The 18,246-nt window shown below is 61.7% G+C and carries 16 protein-coding genes; 12 read left to right on the forward strand and 4 right to left on the reverse strand.

The genetic code is table 11. The features are described 5' to 3' along the window. Positions 1-120: 120 nt before the first annotated feature. The 9 genes from NPS46_RS03880 (at position 121) to NPS46_RS03920 (ending at position 9,923) form a co-directional block, all read left to right on the forward strand. Positions 121-876 (forward strand): DeoR/GlpR family transcriptional regulator, encoded by a 756-nt coding sequence (locus tag NPS46_RS03880; RefSeq protein ID WP_274105069.1) that lies wholly within the window; start codon positions 121-123, stop codon positions 874-876. A gap of 243 nt (positions 877-1,119) precedes the next feature. Further along, positions 1,120-2,670, forward strand: coding sequence for a glycerol-3-phosphate dehydrogenase (gene glpD / locus NPS46_RS03885; RefSeq protein ID WP_274105070.1), 1,551 nt, complete (start codon positions 1,120-1,122; stop codon positions 2,668-2,670). A 346-nt stretch (positions 2,671-3,016) separates the two neighbouring features. Further along, the gene (locus NPS46_RS03890; RefSeq protein ID WP_274105071.1) at positions 3,017-3,931 is read left to right on the forward strand and encodes a glutamate/aspartate ABC transporter substrate-binding protein; all 915 of its coding nucleotides are present in this window, start codon (positions 3,017-3,019) and stop codon (positions 3,929-3,931) included. Positions 3,932-4,124: 193 nt separating this feature from the next. Further along, positions 4,125-4,871: an amino acid ABC transporter permease gene (locus NPS46_RS03895; protein ID WP_274105072.1), complete on the forward strand. Its 747-nt coding sequence runs from the start codon at positions 4,125-4,127 to the stop codon at positions 4,869-4,871. Next, positions 4,871-5,542, forward strand: a complete 672-nt coding sequence (locus NPS46_RS03900; protein ID WP_274105073.1) for an amino acid ABC transporter permease — start codon at positions 4,871-4,873, stop codon at positions 5,540-5,542. Before NPS46_RS03895 ends, NPS46_RS03900 begins: the two co-directional genes overlap by 1 nt. Continuing rightward, entirely contained in the window at positions 5,539-6,273 is a 735-nt protein-coding gene (locus tag NPS46_RS03905) for an amino acid ABC transporter ATP-binding protein (protein ID WP_274105074.1), read from the forward strand. Before NPS46_RS03900 ends, NPS46_RS03905 begins: the two co-directional genes overlap by 4 nt. A gap of 73 nt (positions 6,274-6,346) precedes the next feature. Beyond that, positions 6,347-8,248, forward strand: a complete 1,902-nt coding sequence (locus NPS46_RS03910; protein ID WP_274105075.1) for a sensor histidine kinase — start codon at positions 6,347-6,349, stop codon at positions 8,246-8,248. Next, on the forward strand, positions 8,245-9,570 hold the full coding sequence (locus NPS46_RS03915; RefSeq protein WP_274105076.1) for a sigma-54-dependent transcriptional regulator: 1,326 nt from the start codon (positions 8,245-8,247) through the stop codon (positions 9,568-9,570). Before NPS46_RS03910 ends, NPS46_RS03915 begins: the two co-directional genes overlap by 4 nt. Positions 9,571-9,584: 14 nt before the next feature. Further along, a complete protein-coding gene (locus tag NPS46_RS03920) occupies positions 9,585-9,923 on the forward strand; it encodes a GlpM family protein (protein ID WP_274105077.1) in 339 nt (112 codons plus the stop codon). Between the two features lie 207 nt (positions 9,924-10,130). Here NPS46_RS03920 and NPS46_RS03925 read toward each other — a convergent pair whose 3' ends face one another. Next, positions 10,131-11,123, reverse strand: a complete 993-nt coding sequence (locus NPS46_RS03925; protein ID WP_274105079.1) for an alpha/beta fold hydrolase — start codon at positions 11,121-11,123, stop codon at positions 10,131-10,133. A gap of 259 nt (positions 11,124-11,382) precedes the next feature. Between NPS46_RS03925 and metR the strand changes: the two genes are divergently transcribed. Next, positions 11,383-12,300: a transcriptional regulator MetR gene (metR, locus tag NPS46_RS03930; RefSeq protein WP_274105080.1), complete on the forward strand. Its 918-nt coding sequence runs from the start codon at positions 11,383-11,385 to the stop codon at positions 12,298-12,300. A 57-nt stretch (positions 12,301-12,357) separates the two neighbouring features. Here the strand turns inward: metR and NPS46_RS03935 are convergent, their stop codons facing one another. Both NPS46_RS03935 and NPS46_RS03940 read right to left on the reverse strand, forming a co-directional pair. Next, positions 12,358-12,996 carry a LysE family translocator gene (locus NPS46_RS03935; protein ID WP_274105081.1) on the reverse strand — a complete coding sequence of 213 codons (639 nt, stop codon included), beginning with the start codon at positions 12,994-12,996 and terminating at the stop codon, positions 12,358-12,360. Beyond that, positions 12,993-13,448 (reverse strand): NUDIX hydrolase, encoded by a 456-nt coding sequence (locus tag NPS46_RS03940; protein ID WP_274105082.1) that lies wholly within the window; start codon positions 13,446-13,448, stop codon positions 12,993-12,995. The genes NPS46_RS03935 and NPS46_RS03940 overlap by 4 nt, the downstream gene beginning before the upstream one ends. Positions 13,449-13,764: 316 nt before the next feature. On the opposite strand from NPS46_RS03940, the gene NPS46_RS03945 reads away from it, so the two are divergent. Further along, entirely contained in the window at positions 13,765-15,630 is a 1,866-nt protein-coding gene (locus NPS46_RS03945) for a GGDEF/EAL domain-containing response regulator (RefSeq protein ID WP_274105083.1), read from the forward strand. On the opposite strand, the gene NPS46_RS03950 is transcribed toward NPS46_RS03945, so the two are convergent. Then, the gene (locus NPS46_RS03950) at positions 15,627-15,896 is read right to left on the reverse strand and encodes a type B 50S ribosomal protein L31 (protein ID WP_274105084.1); all 270 of its coding nucleotides are present in this window, start codon (positions 15,894-15,896) and stop codon (positions 15,627-15,629) included. The genes NPS46_RS03945 and NPS46_RS03950 overlap by 4 nt on opposite strands. A 620-nt stretch (positions 15,897-16,516) precedes the next feature. On the opposite strand from NPS46_RS03950, the gene NPS46_RS03955 reads away from it, so the two are divergent. Further along, on the forward strand, positions 16,517-18,136 hold the full coding sequence (locus NPS46_RS03955; protein WP_274105085.1) for an FMN-binding glutamate synthase family protein: 1,620 nt from the start codon (positions 16,517-16,519) through the stop codon (positions 18,134-18,136). Positions 18,137-18,246: the final 110 nt, after the last annotated feature.

An 18,246-nucleotide genomic window follows, 5' to 3' on the forward strand; every position in this document is an offset into this window, starting at 1 on the left:
CACCCCAAACGTGTAGGCGCTCCGCCTTCCTACCCCGCCAGCCCGAGCCTCCCGGGCTGGCCGCTGGTGCGTTCCTGCGGCATCATGGGGCAATTTGCCCGGCAGCCCCAAGGAATGCCCATGAACCTGCCTCCCCGTCAGCAGCAAATCCTCGAACTGGTGCGCGAACGCGGCTACGTCAGCATCGAGGAAATGGCCCAGCTGTTCGTCGTGACACCGCAGACCATCCGTCGCGATATCAACCAACTGGCCGAAGACAACCTGCTACGCCGCTACCACGGTGGCGCGGCCTATGACTCCAGCATCGAGAACACCGCCTACGCTATGCGCGCCGATCAGATGCGCGACGAAAAGCAGCGGATCGCCGAAGCCATTGCAGCGCAGATTCCCGATCACGCCTCGCTATTCATCAATATCGGTACCACCACCGAATCCATTGCCCGCGCCCTGCTCAACCACAACCACCTGAAAGTCATCACCAACAACCTGCACGTGGCCTCGATTCTCAGCGCCAAGGACGATTTCGAAGTCCTGTTGGCCGGCGGTAATGTCCGCCGTGACGGCGGCGTGGTCGGCCAGGCGAGTGTCGATTTCATCAATCAGTTCAAGGTGGACTTCGCGCTGGTCGGAATCAGCGGCATCGACGAAGATGGCAGCCTACTGGACTTCGACTACCAGGAAGTCCGCGTCTCCCAGGCGATCATCGCCAATGCCCGCCAAGTATTGCTGGCCGCCGACTCGAGCAAGTTCGGGCGCAACGCCATGGTACGCCTGGGTTCAATCAGCCTTATCGACTGCCTGGTCACCGATCGGGAGCCGACCCCGGCCCTGGCGCAGTTGCTGAGCCAGCACAAGATTCGCCTGGAAGTCGTCTAAGCGCCTTCGCTTGCAGCGTAAGACAGGGATTGCGCCGGCCCGCCATCAGGCTGCGAGCAAGCGTATTCCTACCGTCTTACCTGCTACTTCCCAGCGAAAAATCTTCGCATTCCTTTCCTAGACTCTCCTTCGATGGATTTTTTCAATCGAAGTCGACTGGTCGTGCCCGTCGATATCAGCTACCATTTTCGAAAATGAACATTAATGTTCGATTTCAAATATTTCGAACACCTGTGAGGCCTCATGTCCCTGTCCACCTTGCCTGCTGCGCCCCTTGCCGAAGTCTATGACCTTGCCGTTATCGGCGGCGGCATCAATGGTGTAGGGATTGCGGCGGATGCTGCGGGCCGCGGCCTTGGCGTGTTCCTTTGCGAAAAAGATGATCTCGCCAGCCACACCTCATCCGCCAGCAGCAAGCTGATCCACGGCGGCCTGCGCTATCTGGAGCACTACGAGTTCCGCCTGGTACGCGAAGCCCTGGCCGAGCGCGAAGTCCTGCTGGCCAAGGCCCCGCATATCGTCAAGCCAATGCGTTTCGTCCTGCCGCACCGCCCTCACTTGCGGCCGGCCTGGATGATCCGCGCCGGCCTGTTTCTCTACGATCACTTGGGCAAGCGGGAAAAACTCGCCGGTTCCAAAAGCCTCAGGTTCGGCAGCGACAGCCCGCTCAACAGCGCCATCACCAAGGGCTTCGAGTACTCCGACTGCTGGGTCGACGATGCTCGCCTGGTTGTGCTCAATGCCATGTCGGCCCGGGAGAACGGTGCCCATGTCCACACCCGCACCCGTTGCACCAGCGCCCGGCGCAGCAAGGGCTTGTGGCACCTGCAACTGGAGCGCGCCGATGGCAGCCGGTTCTCGATCCGTGCCAAGGCCTTGGTCAATGCGGCTGGCCCCTGGGTCGCGCAGTTCATCAAGGACGACCTCAAGCTCGAATCGCCCTACGGCATCCGCCTGATCCAGGGCAGCCACTTGATCGTGCCCAAGCTCTATGAAGGCGACCACGCGCATATCCTGCAGAACGAAGACCAGCGCATCGTTTTCACCATCCCTTATCTCGACCGCTTCACCCTGATCGGCACCACCGACCGCGAGTACACCGGCGATCCGGCCAAGGTCACGATCACCGAGACGGAGACCGACTACCTGCTGCAGGTGGTCAACGCCCACTTCAAGCAGCAAGTGAGCCGCAATTCGATCGTGCACAGTTACTCCGGTGTACGTCCGCTGTGCAATGACGAGTCCGACAATCCGTCGGCCGTCACCCGCGACTACACCCTGGCGCTGTCCGGCAATGCCGAAGAGGCGCCGTTGCTGTCGGTGTTCGGCGGCAAGCTGACGACCTATCGCAAGCTGGCCGAATCGGCCATGGCTCAGTTGGCCCCGTTCTTCAAGGACCTCAAGCCGAGCTGGACTGCCCAGGCGCCACTGCCCGGTGGCGAAGGGATGAGCACGCGCCAGGCCCTGAGCCTGGAGCTACGCCAGCGTTTCGACTGGATCCCCATCGACATCGCCCGACGCTGGGCCAGCACCTATGGCAGCCGGACCTGGCGTCTGCTCGAAGGAGTGCAGAGCCTGGAAGACCTGGGCCAACACCTGGGGGGTGGTCTCTACACCCGCGAAGTCGATTACTTGTGCAGCGACGAATGGGCGCGCACTGCCGCGGATATCCTCTGGCGGCGCAGCAAGCTCGGCCTGTTCACCACTGCAGCGGAGCAGGAAGGGCTTCAGGCCTATCTGGACCGGCTGGCCAGCCATTGCAGCAAAATCGAAGCCGTCGCACCTGCCCTATAGCCCCACCCCAAGCCTGTAAGAGCGGACACCTTCGCTCTTACAACAGCCCGTTTAACCAGCGGCCCCGCCGACCAGTCCGATCTTACGCCAGAGACGTTCGGTTTTCCGAATACAGCCCTTACGCACATTCGGCAAACCGGACAGCGGCGTACTAAAAACCCCCTTAAAAAATATAAATCTCCATATATATCAAGCAAATAACCGTATTCGCCGACCCTGGCACGACTCATGCTCTACACTCTTCGACGAATGTTCAAACAGCCATCAAGCGCTGTTGAGCCGTTTGCAACACAACAGGGGCCGAAGTACTGGCCCGATAAAAAAAACAAAGTCGAGGAAACATTTGATGCGCATCGTTCCCCATCTTTTGGGCGCAGCCATTGCTGCCGCTCTGATTAGCACTCCAGTTTTCGCAGCCGAATTGACCGGCACACTGAAGAAAATCAAAGAGTCCGGCACCATCACCCTCGGACACCGCGACGCCTCCATTCCGTTTTCCTATATCGCCGACGCTTCCGGCGTTCCAGTGGGCTATTCCCACGATATCCAGCTGAAAATCGTCGAAGCGCTGAAAAAAGACCTCGACATGCCAGATCTCAAGGTCAAGTACAACCTGGTGACCTCGCAAACCCGTATCCCGCTGGTGCAGAACGGCACCGTGGACGTCGAGTGTGGCTCCACTACCAACAACGTCGAGCGTCAGCAGCAAGTCGACTTCTCGGTCGGCATCTTCGAGATCGGCACCCGTCTGCTGTCCAAGAAAGATTCGGCCTACAAGGACTTCCCGGACCTGAAGGGCAAGAACGTCGTGACCACCGCAGGCACCACGTCCGAGCGCATCCTCAAGTCGATGAACGCCGACAAGCAGATGGGCATGAATGTGATTTCCGCCAAGGACCACGGCGAATCCTTCAACATGCTGGAGTCCGGCCGGGCCGTTGCCTTCATGATGGACGACGCCCTGCTCGCCGGTGAAATGGCTAAGGCCAAGAAGCCTGCCGACTGGGCCGTCACAGGCACACCACAGTCCTATGAAATTTACGGCTGCATGGTCCGAAAAGGCGACGCGCCGTTCAAGAAAGCTGTCGACGACGCCATCGTGGCGACCTACAAGTCGGGCGAGATCAACAAGATCTACGACAAGTGGTTCCAATCGCCGATCCCGCCTAAAGGCCTGAACCTGATGTTCCCCATGAGCGACGAGCTCAAGGCCCTGATCGCCACGCCAACCGACAAAGCGGCTGACGATCAAAAGTCCTGATTCCTGACTAACCTTATCTCCTGAAGGGCCCCGCGCCCTTTCAGGAGGCTGTCACTACCTGCTGGCTTTTTCTGGAAACACTCGCACCGGTGGCTGTCGAGCCGTGCGTGTGTGCCCGACCGTCGCGTCGGGCGGGAACGGAACCTCCCCTGGCGGGTGCTTGAACATCGATCGATCTGAGGGGAGACCCTGAATGAATTACAACTGGGACTGGAGCGTGTTCTTCAAGTCCACCGGAGTTGGCAGCGAGACGTATCTCGACTGGTACATCTCCGGCCTGGGCTGGACCATCGCCATCGCCGTCATTGCCTGGATCATTGCCCTGGCCCTCGGCTCGGTGCTCGGGGTCATGCGTACCGTACCGAACCGCTTGGTGTCAGGCATCGCCACCGCCTATGTGGAACTGTTTCGTAACGTGCCGCTGCTGGTGCAACTGTTTATCTGGTACTTCCTGGTCCCCGATCTGCTGCCCGCCAACCTGCAAGAGTGGTACAAGCAGGACCTGAACCCGACCACCTCGGCCTTTCTGAGCGTCGTCGTGTGCCTGGGCCTGTTCACCGCCGCCCGGGTCTGCGAGCAAGTGCGCACCGGTATCCAGGCGCTGCCACGTGGCCAGGAAGCCGCTGCCCGTGCCATGGGTTTCAGCCTGCCGCAGATCTACTGGAACGTGCTGCTGCCCCAGGCTTATCGGATCATCATTCCGCCCCTGACGTCCGAATTTCTCAACGTCTTCAAGAACTCCTCCGTGGCCTCGCTGATCGGCCTGATGGAACTGCTCGCCCAGACCAAACAGACCGCCGAGTTCTCCGCCAACCTGTTCGAAGCCTTCACCCTGGCGACCCTGATCTACTTCACCCTGAACATGAGCCTCATGCTGTTGATGCGCCTGGTCGAGAAGAAAGTCGCGGTACCCGGCCTGATCTCCGTGGGGGGTAAATAATGGAATTAGATTTCAGCGACATCATCCCGGCCATTCCCGGGCTGTGGAACGGCATGCTGATGACCCTGCAACTGATGGCGCTGGGCGTCGTCGGCGGGATCATCATCGGGACGATCCTGGCCCTGATGCGCCTGTCGTCCAACCGGTTGCTGGCCAACCTGGCCGGTGCCTACGTCAACTACTTCCGCTCCATCCCGCTGCTGCTGGTCATTACCTGGTTCTACCTGGCGGTGCCATTCGTGCTGCGCTGGATCACCGGCGAAGACACCCCGATTGGCGCCTTCACCTCGTGCATCGTGGCCTTCATGATGTTCGAAGCGGCATACTTCTGCGAAATCGTCCGGGCCGGTGTGCAGTCGATTCCCAAGGGCCAGATGGGCGCCGCCCAGGCACTGGGCATGAGCTACGGCCAGACCATGCGCCTGATCATCCTGCCCCAGGCGTTTCGCAAGATGACCCCGCTGCTGCTGCAACAGAGCATCATCCTGTTTCAGGACACCTCGCTGGTCTATACCGTGGGCCTGGTGGATTTCCTCAACGCCTCGCGCTCCAGTGGCGATATCGTCGGCCGCGCCAATGAGTTCCTGATCGTCGCCGGTGTCGTGTATTTCATCATCAGCTTTGCCGCCTCGCTGCTGGTCAAGCGTCTGCAAAAAAGGTTTGCCGTATGATCTCGATCAAGAACATCAACAAGTGGTACGGGGACTTCCAGGTACTGACCGATTGCAGCACCGAGGTCAGCAAGGGTGAAGTGGTGGTGGTCTGTGGTCCGTCGGGTTCGGGCAAGTCGACCCTGATCAAGTGCGTCAACGCCCTGGAGCCGTTCCAGAAAGGCGATATCGTGGTCGACGGCACGTCCATCGCCGATCCAAAGACCAACCTGCCGAAACTGCGCTCGCGCGTCGGCATGGTGTTCCAGCATTTCGAGCTGTTCCCGCACCTGACCATCACCGAAAACCTGACCATCGCACAGATCAAGGTACTCGGCCGCAGCAAGGAAGAAGCCACCAAGAAAGGCCTGCAACTGCTCGACCGCGTAGGCCTTTCGGCACACGCCCACAAGCATCCGGGACAACTCTCCGGCGGCCAGCAACAGCGCGTGGCCATTGCCCGTGCGCTGGCCATGGACCCGGTGGTAATGCTATTCGACGAACCGACCTCGGCCCTGGACCCGGAGATGGTCAACGAAGTGCTCGACGTCATGGTGCAGTTGGCCCAGGAAGGCATGACCATGATGTGCGTGACCCATGAAATGGGCTTTGCGCGCAAGGTCGCCAACCGTGTGATCTTCATGGACCAGGGCAAGATCATCGAAGACTGCAACAAGGAAGAGTTCTTCGGCGATATCAGCGCCCGTTCCGAGCGCGCGCAACACTTCCTCGAAAAAATCCTGCAGCACTAAGTACCGACCTGCCAGCGCTGCCTGCCTTGTGGCAGCGCTGGCAACGGTTTCTGGTTGAGCCAAGGCAACTGTGATGAAATGCGACCCCACTCTCTTTCGCGCCGCACCGCCATCACTCGCCGTGAAACCCCGTCTGATCCGCCATCTGTTTCTACCGCCCCTGATCATCCTGCTAATGATCGGCCTGGGCTATGCCGGCTATCGCATCAGCGAGCACTACGGCATCCGCACCCTTAGCGAAAACGGCGAGCGCCAGCTCGAACTGCACGCCCGCGCCGTCGAGAGCGAGATCAGCAAGTACACCTACCTACCGAGCCTGCTGGAGCTGGAAACGAGCGTCTCCAGCCTGCTCGCCGACCCGACGCCGGAACACCGAAGCACGGTCAACGATTACCTCGAAGGCCTCAATCGCCGCGCCCGCAGCCGGGCGATCTATGTGATGGACACCACCGGCCGGGTGCTGGCCACCAGCAACTGGCGCGACTTCGACAGCTACCTGGGTGAAGACCTGGCCTTTCGCGCCTATTTTCAGAACGCCATCCGTGGCCAGCCCGGGCGGTTCTATGGCATCGGCAGCACCAATGGCGAGCCGGGCTATTACTTGGCCCATGGCCTGGAAGAGCGCGGCAAGATCATCGGCGTGGCCGTGGTCAAGGTCCGCCTCGAAGCCCTGGAGGAACGCTGGCAGCGGGCTCGCCTGGAAGCCTTTGTCAGCGATGAGAACGGCATCATCATCCTGTCCAGCGACCCGGCCCGACGCCTGAAATCGGTGATTCCACTGAGCGAAGAGACCAAGGAGCGTCTGGCCCGTAGCCTGCAGTACTACTGGTTTCCGCTGAACGAACTGCAACCCCTGGCCCGTGAGACCCTGGCCGTCGGCGTGGAAAAACTGACCTTCCCCGGCAACGTCGAACTGGACCCCGAACAGCAGGAAATCAGCTACCTGGCCCAGACCCGGCCACTCAGCGATACTCCCTGGAACTTCACTCTCCTGACCCCGCTCCAGGACCTGCGCCGCGAAGCCGCCAACCAGGGCATCCTGGTCGCGGTGGCGTTTGCCCTGGTGGCTTTTTTGCTGATCGCCTGGAACGAGCGGCGCAAGGTCCTCGCCACCCGCCTTGCCGCACGCGAGGCGCTGGAAGAAGCCAATAGCCAGCTGGAACGCAAGATCGCCGAGCGCACCACCGACCTGCGGGCCAGCAATGAACGGTTGAAAAGTCAGATTCGCGAACGACGCCAGGCCGAGGAAACCCTGCGCCGCGCCCAGGACGAACTGATCCAGGCCGGCAAGCTCGCCGCCATCGGCCAAATGTCCACCAGCATCGCCCACGAACTGAACCAGCCCCTGGCCGCCCTGCGTACCCTCTCGGGCAATACCGTACGGTTTCTCGAACGCGGCGCCCTGGACACGGCCAGCACCAACCTCAAGACCATCAATGAACTGATCGACCGCATGGGCCGCATTACCGCCAGCCTGCGAGCCTTCGCCCGGCGTGGCGACGACAAGGGCGAGGCCAGCCTGGGCAAGGCGGTCGACGCGGCCCTGCAACTACTCGGTAGCCGCCTGGAGAACTTCGAGCTGCAACTGCACCGCGACTTCGCGGACGTGCAACTGGGCATCGACCAGACCCGCCTCGAACAGATCCTGGTCAACCTGATCGGCAACGCCCTGGATGCCATGCACGCCCAGCCCCTGCCCGAGCTATGGCTGGAAGGCGAAGCGAACGATCACAAATACCGCCTGCGCGTTCGCGACAACGGCCACGGCATCGATCCCCTCGCCCGCAAGCACTTGTTCGAGCCGTTCTTCACCACCAAGCCCGGCGAACAGGGCCTGGGGTTGGGCCTGACCCTCTCGGCCAGCCTCGCGGCCGCCACGGGCGGCAGCCTGAGCGTCGAACATCCCGACAGTGGCGGCACCGCCTTTGTCCTCACCCTACCGCTGGTCACTCCCGCTAAGGCCAAGCCGCAATGAATACCGACCTGACCGTCCTGATCGTCGAAGACGATCCCCATGTGCTATTGGGCTGCCAGCAAGCCCTGGCCCTGGAAGACATTCCCAGCGAAGGCGTCGCCAGTGCCGAAGAGGCCCTGGCGCGGGTCGATGCCAACTTCGCCGGTATCGTTATCAGCGATATCCGTCTGCCGGGCATCGATGGGCTGCAACTGCTGACGCGCCTCAAGGCGCTCGACCGCAGCCTGCCGGTGGTGCTGATTACCGGCCACGGCGATATTTCCATGGCTGTGGGCGCCATGCGCGATGGCGCCTATGACTTTATGGAGAAACCCTTCTCCCCCGAGCGTCTGGTCGAAGTGGTGCGCCGGGCTCTGGAACAGCGAGGTCTGGCCCGGGAAGTGTCGGCGCTGCGCCGGCAATTGGCCGAACGCGACTCGCTGGAGGGACGGATCATCGGTCGCTCGCCGGCCATGCAGAACCTGCGCGAACTGATCGCCAATGTCGCCGACACCTCAGCCAACGTACTGATCGAAGGCGAGACCGGCACCGGCAAGGAACTCGTTGCCCGCTGTCTACATGACTTCAGCCGACGGCGCTCGGCGCAGTTTGTCGCGCTCAACTGCGGTGGCCTGCCAGAGAATCTCTTTGAAAGCGAAATCTTCGGCCACGAAGCCAATGCCTTCACCGGCGCCGGCAAGCGCCGGATCGGCAAGATCGAACACGCCCACGACGGCACACTGTTCCTCGACGAAGTCGAAAGCATGCCCCTGCCCCTGCAGATCAAGCTGCTGCGGGTCCTGCAGGAGCGCACCCTGGAACGTCTCGGTTCAAACCAGAGCATTGCCGTGGACTGCCGGGTCATTGCCGCGACCAAATCCGACCTGGACCAACTGGGCAAGCGCGGCGAGTTTCGCAGCGACCTCTACTATCGCCTCAACGTGGTGACCCTCGAACTGCCCCCGTTGCGTGAGCGCCGCGAAGATATCCTGCAACTGTTCGAGCACTTCCTGCAGCAGTCCTCCCTGCGTTTCGACCGCCTTGCGCCGGCCCTGGACAACCAGACCCTGTCCACCCTGATGAGCCATGACTGGCCGGGCAATGTGCGCGAACTGCGCAATGTCGCCGAACGCTTTGCCCTGGGCCTGCCGGCCTTCAAGAAATCCGCCGGCAGTACCGGCCAGGGCCTGGGCTTTGCCGAAGCGGTGGAAGCCTTCGAGCGCAATCTGCTCAACGATGCCCTGCACCGCAGCAGCGGCAACCTGACCCAGGCCAGCCAGGAGTTGGGCATGGCCAAGACCACCTTGTTCGACAAGGTCAAGAAGTACGGCCTGAACCACTGACAACGAGGATTCCCGTGGACTTACTACTCAAGGCAGCCCTCGGCGCAGCGGTGGTGATACTGCTCGCCGTGCTGGCCAAGACACGCAACTACTACATCGCCGGCCTGGTGCCGCTGTTTCCGACCTTCGCCCTGATTGCCCACTACATCGTCGGCAAGGGCCGCTCGGTGGACGACCTGAAGACCACCATTGTGTTTGGCATGTGGTCGATCATTCCGTATTTCGTCTACCTGGCGACCCTCTATGTGATGGTCGACCGCCTGCGCCTGGAAGCCTCCCTCGCCGTGGCGGCCGTGGCCTGGCTGATGGCGGCGACAGTACTGGTCAGCGTCTGGGTACGCCTGCACGCCTGAGTGGCCCCTGCCGGGCACCTGGCCAGGCCCTTGCGTTTGCCCTGAAACGCCCACCCATCGGGCCCGATACGAGGTACAGCATGCGCTCTTCAAGGGGGTCCAGGCCGCCCCCGCGCAACGGGTCGGCATCTGCGAACGCAGCTTTGGGTATCGCCTGTAACAGCTCGGGATCCAGGTCGACAGAATCGCTCGCTAACCAGCGGCCGGCTACAACTGCGCCCAGTGGCTGACATCCTGCTGATGGGCCTTGAGGTAGGGCAATACCGCAGCCAGCAGGGGCGCCTTGAAGGCCTCCTGAAAACGATGGGCCAGCCCTGGAATCAGTTTCAACTGACTGCCCTGGATATGAGCCGCCAGGTGCACGCCATGCATCACCGGCAACAGCGGATCGGCCGTACCGTGGACCACCAGGGCCGGTACACGTAGCTGGTTGAGCAGCGGCACCCGGCTCGGCTCGGCCAGGATGGCCATGATCTGGCGTTTCACCCCTTCGGGGTTGAAGGCCCGGTCGTAGGACACCGCCGCCTGCTGTAGCAGGGCCTGACGATCATCCACCACCTGCGGACTGCCCAGGGCCGCCAACAGGTCCGCCTGCTGCTCGATGGCCACCTGCCGATTTGGCGCGCTGCGTCGCGCCAACAGCTGCACCAGCGCCGCACTGGGCGCCGGCAGGCCAGCAGCACTGGAACTGGTCATGATCAGCGTCAGGCTTTCCACCCGTTGCGGGGCCATGGCCGCGAGGTGCTGGGCGATCATCCCGCCCATGCTCGCGCCCAGCACGTGAAACTGCTGGATCTGCAACGCGTCCATCAGGCCCAGGCCGTCCTCGGCCATATCGCTCAAGGTGTAGGGCGCCGCAACGGGCAGGCCGAGCTTGTAACGCAACACCTCGAAGGTCAGGTTGGCACTGGCCGGCGCCTGGCGCCAGGTAGACAGGCCGACATCACGATTGTCGTAGCGGATCACCCGAAAGCCCTGCTGACAGAGCGCCATGACCACTTCATCAGGCCAATGGATCAGTTGCCCGCCCAGCCCCATCACCAGCAGCAGCGCCGGATCGGAGACACGACCGATACTCTGGTAGGCCAGGCTTACTTGAGCCAGCTCGACCCGCTCGGTCGCAACATTGACATCACAGCGCGAAGCCGCAAAAGACGGCAGGCCGCACAGCAGCGCAGCCAGAAAAAACAGTACCCGCATGAAAAACACCGAAACGCAGAACCCCAGTAGAGCGCGATTGTGATGAAGTTCGTGCGAGCGCGCTGCCACACTCCCGTGACAGTTTGATGAACACTGCCGAGCGGTATGATCGCTGTCTGTGATCGTCAGGCTCTCAGTATTGGCACGGAGTCGCACCGTGAAGGGTAAAGACGAGCGGATTTGTCGACACAACTTGTAACGTGAGGCAAACTCAATTTTTTTCAAATCGATCACGAATTTTTTTCATGGAGAGCCCCTGGTGCTGGAAATCCGTCACTTGAAAACCCTGCATGCCTTGCGTGAAGCCGACAGCCTGGTAGAGGCCGCCGAGCGCCTGCACCTGACTCAATCGGCCCTGTCCCACCAGTTCAAGGAACTTGAAGAGCGCTTGGGTTTGCAGTTGTTCGTGCGCAAGACCAAACCGGTACGGTTTACCAGTGCCGGCCTGCGCCTGCTGCAACTGGCCGACGCCAGCCTGCCGCTGTTGCGCGCAGCCGAGCGAGATATTGCGCGCCTGGCCGGCGGGACCGCGGGGCGCCTGCACATGGCCATCGAGTGCCACAGCTGTTTTCAGTGGCTGATGCCAACCATCGACCAGTTCCGTGATGCCTGGCCAGAAGTCGAGTTGGACCTGGCGTCAGGTTTCTCCTTCGCCCCGCTACCGGCCCTGGCCCGTGGCGACCTGGACCTGGTGGTGACCTCCGACCCGCTGGAGCTGGCCGGGATCACCTACGTACCGTTGTTTACCTACGAAGCCATGCTCGCGGTCGCCAACCAGCATCCACTGGCACACAAGCCCTATATCGTCCCCGAGGACCTGCTCAAGGAAACCCTGATCACCTACCCGGTGGATCGTGATCGCCTGGATATCTTCACGCGCTTCCTCGAGCCAGCCGATATCGAGCCGGCCCAGGTGCGGACCTCGGAACTGACGGTGATGATGATGCAGTTGGTCGCCAGCGGTCGCGGCGTCTGCGGTATGCCGCACTGGGCCTTGCACGAGTACAGTTCGCGCGGCTATGTAAAGGCCAAGCGCCTGGGCGAGAAAGGGCTGTTCGCGACCCTGTATGCGGGCATTCGCGCGGATATGCTGGATGCGCCCTATATGCGCGATTTCCTGCTGACAGCCAAGGACACCTCGTTCTCGACCCTGGATGGCGTCAGCGCGGTGCGCTGAGGCCGGGTTGCTCGCGAGCAAGCCCACGCCGCTTGGCGTGAGCCGGCTCGCGGTCCCTCAGCCCAGCCGGCGCTGGTCCAGCATCAGGCGCACCGCCAGCCCGGCCAGCACACCGCCCATCACGTAGCGTTGCACCGCCAGCCATAGCGGGTTGCGCACAAACCACAGGGCCAGCCCCCCGGCAAACAGCGCGATCAGCAGATTGACCGTAAAGCTCACGCCAATCTGGGTCAGGCCCAGAATCAAGCTCTGGGTAAAGACCGAGCCCTGCCCCGGATGAATAAACTGCGGAAAGACCGACAGATAGAACACCGCGATCTTGGGGTTCAACGCACTGGTGAGAAAGCCCATCAACACCAGCCGCGCCGGTGAATCCGCTGGCAATTGCTGAGCCTGGAACGGCGAGCGAGCCCCTGGCCTGACCGCCTGCCAGGCCAGCCACAGCAGGTACAGCGCACCGGCCCACTTGAGGACTTCATAGGCCATGGGTACGGCCAGAAACACCGCCGTCAGGCCCACAGCCGCTGCAAACAGGTGGACAAAAAAGCCGGCCACCACGCCCAGCAACGACACCACCCCGGCCTTGGGCCCCTGGCAGATCGAACGGGAGATCAGATAGATCATGTTCGGACCAGGCGTCAGCACCATCAACAGGCACGCGGCGGCGAACAACAGCACATCCTGGGCGGGAATCATGCGGGGTCTGCGCCCTGGCGCAGCAGGCTCTGCCGATAGAACGGCAGGATCCGCTCACGGGTCAGCGCCGCCATGGGCAGGTCATGCTCCAGCAGCGGATCGACCCACAGGATTTCCTCGATCTCGGCCGCCGCTGTAACCGCCTCGGCGATCCGCAGGCTGAACACCTCGGCCTGCACTTCATAGCCCGGCTCATTGGCTGCGGGGGCGCTGAAGTGCCCCAGGTAGGTGGCCGCTGCCGCCTCGAAACGCAGGCCCAGTTCTTCGTCGAGTTCGCGGGCCAGCGCGGCCAGCGGCTGCTCGCCGGGTTCAATCTTGCCGCCGGCCTGCATAAAGGCTTGGGTCCCGCGTTTGCGCACCAGCAGGGTGCGCCCAGCCGGGTCCAGCAGCAGGGCAGCAGCGATACGAATAACCCGCGAGGCGGATTGGGCGACGGACGGTACGACAGTCATGGCACACAACGCTTCTATGGAAAAGGACGGCCAAGGATTACATATCTGCCGGGCTAGATGGGAGGCCAGCATCCGCAAAAGGCCTGCGAAAAAGCCACAGGGACCGCGATGCCAGTTGGGCAGGTCCATCCAATCGCCACACCGAGCCATCTGTCCCTGGGGAATCGGCATCTTTACGGCGAAAGGCGCAGACCCCATCTATGCTGATCTGAGCCTGCTCCCAATGCCACTCAACAGCGGCCTGGTCTCATGGAAGGGATACACGTATGCCCTCGTTATCCGCGCAAGTGCCCGCCTCGCGCCCTGGTACAACCCCGTGAACAGTCGGCGCCTTGGGGCTAACCGGCGGATCCTGATCGTCGACGCCAATGCGTCGGCCCATCGGGACTTTCGCGCGATCCTCTGCCCGCAGCCGCGCATCCCACCCCTTGCACCGCCGACCGATGGCGCGCCCTACGACAATCTGCTGCAAGGCTTCGAACTCGACTGCGTCGAAAGCGGCCATGACGCCCTCGAACAGGTCGGCCGAGCCCTGGCCAGCGCCCGGCCCTATGCCCTGGCGTTTATCGACACGCACCTGGCGCCGGGCTGGGATGGCCTGGAGACGATTACCCGGCTCTGGAAGGTCGACCCCCAGTTGCAAATTGCCTTGTGCACCCATGCACCCGACCTGTCCTGGGAAGAGCTGTCCGAGCGCCTGGCATTCGACGACCAGCTACTGATCCTCAAGCGTCCGTTCGACACCCTGGAAGTCCGCCAGATGGCCAGTGCCCTGACCTGGAAATGGCAGATGGCCCAGGATGCCGCAGCCAAAATGCTCAGCCTGGAGCGGACCATCGAGGAACGTGTCCACGAGCTGTTGAAAGTCTCCCACCTGCTGCAATTCGATGTCCTGACCGAACTGCCCAACAGCACCTTGCTGGGCGACCGGCTGACTCAGTCGATTGCCCTCTCGCGCCGGCACCACAAACAACTGGCGGTGATGTTTATCGGCCTGGACCGCTTCAAGCGCATCAACAATGCCTTGGGCCATCCCGTCGGCGACGAAATGCTCAAGCATGTCTCGCGCTCGCTGGCCACGGCCCTGCGCAAATCCGATTCGGTGTTTCGCTACGGCTCCGATGAATTCGTGCTGGTCCTGGCCGATATCCATCATCCGCAGCAGACCAAGAGCATCGCCGAGAAGATCCTGGTCGCCCTGAGCAAGCCCCACAACATTGCTGGCCACGACCTGAGCGTCACCGCCAGCATGGGCATCAGCATCTACCCCAACGATGGCGAGGAGGCCCTGGCGCTGATCAAGAAAGCCGAAACGGCGATGCGCAACGTCAAGGAATACGGCCCCAACGACTTCAGCTTCTTTATCGAGGACATGAACCAGCGCGCTCGCGAGCAACAGTCCATCGAATCGGGCATTCGCCTGGGCCTGGAGCGCAAGGAGTTCGTCCTGCACTACCAACCCAAGCTGGATGTGCGCACCGGCCGGGTGGTCGGCGCCGAGGCCCTGGTGCGCTGGCGCCACCCCCAGCGCGGCTGGGTGTTTCCGTCGGAATTCATTCCCATCGCCGAAGACAGCGGGCTGATTGTGCCGCTGAGCAAGTGGGTGATGCGCGAGGCCTGCCTGCAAGCCGTGGCCTGGCAGCAGGAGGGGCTAGGAGAGATGTGCATGTCGGTGAACATTTCCGCCATCGAGTTCCGCCAGCGCAGTTTCCTTGATGATATCCATCAGGTCCTCGAAGAAACCCGGCTGGCGCCCAATCTGCTGGAACTGGAGATCACCGAGAGCGTGCTGATGCACAGCGTCGAATCGACCATCGCGATTCTGCAGTGCATCAAGAAGATGGGCGTGCGCCTGGCGATCGACGACTTCGGCACCGGCTATTCGAGCCTGAGCTACCTGCAGAAATTCCCCATCGACGTGCTCAAGATCGATCAGTCCTTCGTGCGCAACCTGAGCACCGACAGCAACGACGCCGCACTGGTCAGCGCCATCATCAGCCTGGGCAAGAGCCTGAACCTCAACATCATCGCCGAAGGCGTCGAGACCCGCGAGCAACTGGACTTTCTCAGGGTCCAGGAGTGCGAGGAAGTTCAGGGCTACTTCTTCAGCAAGGCCCTCGCGGCCGAAGCGTTCGCCTCGCTGCTGAGCAGCGGGCGCCTGCAACTGCCGCCCTATCGCTAGTCCGCCTTGGGCGTGGCCGAGCCAAACCCGGCAAACCGCTTGTTGAACCCGGCGATGCGGCCCTCGGACTGGGTTTTGCGCTGCTGCCCGGTATAAATCGGATGGGAGGCGCTGGAAATATCCAGGGCCACGTAGGGATAGGTCTGCCCATCGCTGTGGCGCTGTGTGCGGTCGGTGTCAACGGTGGAACCGATCAGGAAATACACATCGGCGGCCGTGTCGTGGAACAGCACCGTGCGATAAGCGGGATGGATACCGGGTTTCATGCTTGCCTCCGGGCAATGACAGGGATCAATACGTTATACAATAACATATTGATCCAGCTAAACGATAACGACTTGCAATAAGCCCGAACCGTTATCGTCTATACGGTGCTCGGAACTGCTGGCGAAAACCGCCAGGATTGTTGCATCCCGCGAGTTGGCCCAGCTCGACCTGCATGGGCTTTCCTTGATATTGGGGCTCAATGACAGCCGCCGAGCTGGCAGAATGTTTGCCCGGCCAGCGCTTCTGGGGTCAGTATGCGCACCAGTTAAGGGCAGTGAGAGGTCACATGGCCGAGGTAACCCGAGACACGATGTAACGCTTTCGCTGGATGATATCGCCAGGCACCACAGTGTCGGGCAACTGATCAGCCTCCTAGAGCGAGCGAATTTGCGGGCCTGACGGCCACGCTTCAAGGTAACTGGCACATTCAGCCGCAAGCCACGCTACAACCGCTCAAGGCCGCACAATTGACCGTTCACAAGCTGGAAATTTCCATCGAAACCGTGAAATCCCATAAGAAACAGCTCACCAGTAAGCTGGGCATCAGCCCCAACCCGAGCTGTTCCCCCAGGCCGAGAATGCCTGACCGACCTGATGAACCCGAACCAAAGGAAACCGCATGAGCCTGTCACTTCTAAGCCGCTACGCCTTCTTTGCCGGTTGCGTACTGTTTACCCTGGCCAGCCTGCCCTTCCTGGCCAATAACGACTGGTTGTGGGTCTTTACCCTGGTCACCGGGCTTCTCAGCCTGCTGGGCCTGTTCGATCTGTTGCAGAGCCCTCACGCGGTTCGTCGCAACTACCCGATCCTGGGCAACATTCGCTACCTGGTCGAAGGCATCCGCCCGGAAATCCGCCAATACCTGCTCGAATCCGACAGCGATGCCCTACCGTTTTCTCGCGCCCAGCGCTCGCTGGTCTACTCGCGCGCCAAAAACGAGAGTGCCGACAAACCGTTCGGCACCCTGATCGATGTCTACCAGACCGGTTTCGAATTTATCGGCCATTCCATGCGCCCTGCCCCGCTAAGCGACCCGAGCGGTTTTCGGGTTATCGTCGGCGGCCCGCAATGCACCCAGCCCTACTCGGCCTCGGTGTTCAACATCTCGGCCATGAGCTTCGGCTCCCTGAGTGCCAACGCGATTCGTGCACTCAACCAGGGCGCCAAGCTCGGCAACTTCGCCCACGACACCGGCGAAGGCAGCATCAGTGCCTACCACCGCGAACATGGCGGCGACCTGACCTGGGAGCTGGGCAGCGGCTATTTCGGTTGCCGGACGAGCGACGGCCGTTTCGACCCGGAGCGCTTTGCCGCCCAGGCCCGCGATCCGCAGGTGCGCATGATCGAAATCAAGATGAGCCAGGGGGCCAAGCCCGGCCATGGCGGTATCCTGCCCAAGCACAAGGTCACCCGTGAAATCGCCGAGACCCGCGGCGTGCCCATGGGCGAGGACTGCATCTCGCCATCGCGCCACAGCGCGTTTTCCACACCGATTGAATTGATGCAGTTCATCCAGCAACTACGTGAGCTGTCGGGTGGCAAGCCGGTGGGCTTCAAGTTCTGTCTGGGTCATCCCTGGGAATTCATGGGTATCGCCAAGGCGATGCTGGAAACCGGCATCCTGCCGGACTTTATCGTGGTCGACGGCAAGGAAGGCGGCACCGGCGCAGCGCCGGTCGAGTTCACCGACCATATTGGCGTCCCGCTGCGCGAAGGCCTGCTGTTCGTGCACAACACCCTGGTCGGCCTCAACCTGCGCGACAAGATCAAGCTCGGGGCCAGTGGCAAGATTGTCAGCGCCTTCGATATCGCCAGTGTCCTGGCCATCGGCGCAGACTGGGCCAACTCCGCGCGCGGGTTTATGTTTGCCATCGGCTGCATCCAGTCGCAAAGCTGCCACACCAACAAGTGCCCTACCGGAGTCGCTACCCAGGACAACCTACGCCAACGGGCCCTGGTTGTGCCGGACAAAGCCGAGCGGGTCTTCAACTTCCATCGCAATACCCTCAAGGCTCTCGCCGAGATGCTCGCCTCGGCCGGTCTCGAACATCCGGCGCAACTCAGCGCCCGGCATCTGGTGCGACGCATGTCCGCCACCGAGATCAAGCTGTTCTCCCAATTGCATGTCTTCCTCAAGCCCGGTGAATTGCTGACCGGCGAGGTCAGTGGCGAGTTTTATTCGCGCATGTGGCAGATGGCCCGGGCGGACAGTTTCGAAGCCCACCACCAAGCCGCCTGAGTAGCGATTGCCACGCCGTTCCCCGACGGCGTGGTACGTCCTGCAGGACATTGCACCTTTTGCCCCGATAACAGTCCATTGCCAAGAGCCCCCCGCGCCGCTTCACGCCA

It is taken from the genome of Pseudomonas putida (assembly GCF_028682395.1).
GTDB lineage: Bacteria > Pseudomonadota > Gammaproteobacteria > Pseudomonadales > Pseudomonadaceae > Aquipseudomonas > Aquipseudomonas putida_AB.